General features: G+C 46.8%; 2 protein-coding genes. Both read left to right on the forward strand.

The window, feature by feature from the left end:
- The first annotated feature begins 222 nt into the window (after positions 1–222).
- Positions 223–1,680, forward strand: coding sequence for an Asp-tRNA(Asn)/Glu-tRNA(Gln) amidotransferase subunit GatA (gatA, locus tag RLO19_RS20040; protein WP_446359205.1), 1,458 nt, complete (start codon positions 223–225; stop codon positions 1,678–1,680).
- Positions 1,681–1,840: 160 nt separating this feature from the next.
- Positions 1,841–2,113: a hypothetical protein gene (locus RLO19_RS20045; RefSeq protein WP_446359206.1), complete on the forward strand. Its 273-nt coding sequence runs from the start codon at positions 1,841–1,843 to the stop codon at positions 2,111–2,113.
- The last annotated feature ends 132 nt before the right edge of the window (positions 2,114–2,245 follow it).

The raw sequence follows: 2,245 nt of genomic DNA on the forward strand, positions 1-2,245 counted from the left end.
GACCTAACTGTATCTCTACTTATGGTTATATTATATCACTTAAGAATGTTATTGCGGGATAAATCCCGCTGTCTTTACGACTTGCTCGGTTTCATCCCTCGGATAAATCACGAGGGCTTTCACCATCGCTTATGACGTAAAGGAGTCGATAAACCATTAATCCTGAATTTTTGCCAAAATACGAAAGGCAAACATGGTAAATCAGTATAAATAGGTACAAGCATGGCATCCATTCGTGAGCTGCACCAACAAATTATCGACAAAGAACGCACAAGTGTTGAAATCACGCAAGACGCCCTCGACCGAATTCAGGCGCTAGAACCCAAAGTCCATAGCTTTTTGCATATTACTGCAGACCATGCCCTAGAACAGGCACGTCAAGTGGATGCCAAAATCGCGGCTGGGGAAGAGATTGGCATGTTGGCTGGGATTCCAATTGGCATCAAGGATAATATGTGTACCCAGGGTATTCCCACCACCTGCGCCTCTCGGATTCTGGAAAACTTTGTCCCGCCTTATGAGTCTACAGTGACTCAAAAACTTAAGGATGCGGGTGCTGTCATGGTGGGCAAAACCAACTTGGATGAATTTGCCATGGGGAGTTCCTGCGAAACCTCTAGCTATCAACAGACGGCGAATCCATGGGACTTATCCCGCGTTCCTGGGGGTTCCTCTGGGGGTTCGGCTACCGCTGTTGCGGCTAGCGAATGTGTGGTTGCTCTCGGTTCGGATACAGGGGGTTCAATTCGCTTACCGGCGTCATTCTGTGGGATTGTCGGGATGAAACCGACTTACGGCTTAGTGTCTCGTTATGGTTTAGTCGCTTATGCGTCGTCGTTAGATCAAATTGGTCCGTTTGGACGAACAGTAGAAGATGCGGCTATTTTACTTAATGCGATCGCAGGCTATGATCCGAATGATTCCACCAGTCTCAAGCTGGAGATTCCTGACTATACCAAATCCCTGCAACCTGATTTAAAATCCCAAGGGCTCAAAATTGGCATTATTAAAGAAACCTTTGGTGAAGGCTTAGATCCCATCATTGCCAAAGCTGTTCAAAACGCCATTGAACAGCTCAAAAGCCTAGGCGCTGAAGTACAAGAAATTTCTTGTCCCCGATTTCGCTATGGGTTACCCGCTTACTATATTATTGCTCCCAGCGAAGCCTCAGCCAACCTAGCTCGCTACGATGGCGTCAAGTATGGATTTCGCACGCCGGAAGCAGAAAATCTCCTGGAGATGTACAAAAAAACTCGTGCAGCCGGGTTCGGGGCGGAAGTCAAGCGCCGGATTATGTTGGGTACTTATGCTCTATCCGCCGGCTATTATGACGCTTATTACCTAAAAGCACAAAAAGTTCGCACTCTAATTAAGCAAGACTTCGAGCAGGCGTTTGAAAAGGTTGATGTTTTAGTTTGTCCCACCGCCCCCACTACTGCATTTAAAGCGGGAGAAAAAACCTCAGATCCGTTAACTATGTACTTATCTGACTTAATGACAATTCCCGTTAACTTAGCCGGATTACCAGGAATGAGTATTCCCTGTGGATATGATGACCAAGGATTACCTATTGGTTTGCAGCTAATTGGGAAAGTTTTGGGAGAACAACAGTTATTTCAAGTCGCCTATGCTTACGAACAGTCTACGGATTGGCATCTCAAGCAACCACCACTTAAATAGAGCAGGGGGAGCTGGTAAAGACGTAAGGCGTGGAACTATGGCGAGCAGGGGGAGACAATTTTTCGGGGCGGGTTTGACCGATAACATTATCGAGAAAACCGATAACTTGACTCACGCCCGCCCTGCTGGGAAAACAAGGTGAGTCAAAAATAGCATCAAGATGAAGAATTATATTTTCTTTCTGGGAAAGAGGTTACTAATCCTAGCGGGAATTGTCGCCATCGTTTATCTATTAGCCTGCATCTCTATCCGGTTAGGGCAAAATCGGCTAGTTTTTGTTCCCTCTAAGACGATTAAAACCACACCAGCAGACTTGGGATTGAGTTATCAGGAGGTGTGGATACCTGTTTCTCCTGGAAAGCAAGAACGTCTCCATGGGTGGTGGATTCCCGCCACCTCCCCCCAAATCGGGGTGCTGCTTTATTTACCTTAATGTCGGCAGAAGGCTCCCGTTATAACCGAGGGGGATTTATCGAGGCGAAGCCGAGTACCCCCAATGGTTTAGCGGTGAGATGAATGCCGACCAACTAACAACCCTCGCGACAGCGAATCGATATAATTCTAC

Origin of the sequence: Coleofasciculus sp. G2-EDA-02 (assembly GCF_040226375.1) — a bacterium.
Lineage (GTDB): Bacteria > Cyanobacteriota > Cyanobacteriia > Cyanobacteriales > Coleofasciculaceae > Coleofasciculus.

Coding starts and splice junctions, on each gene's coding strand:
- RLO19_RS20045 (WP_446359206.1), top strand. CDS start 1,841: ATGAAGAATTATATTTTCTTTCTGGGAAAGAGGTTACTAATCCTAGCG.
- gatA (WP_446359205.1), top strand. CDS start 223: ATGGCATCCATTCGTGAGCTGCACCAACAAATTATCGACAAAGAACGC.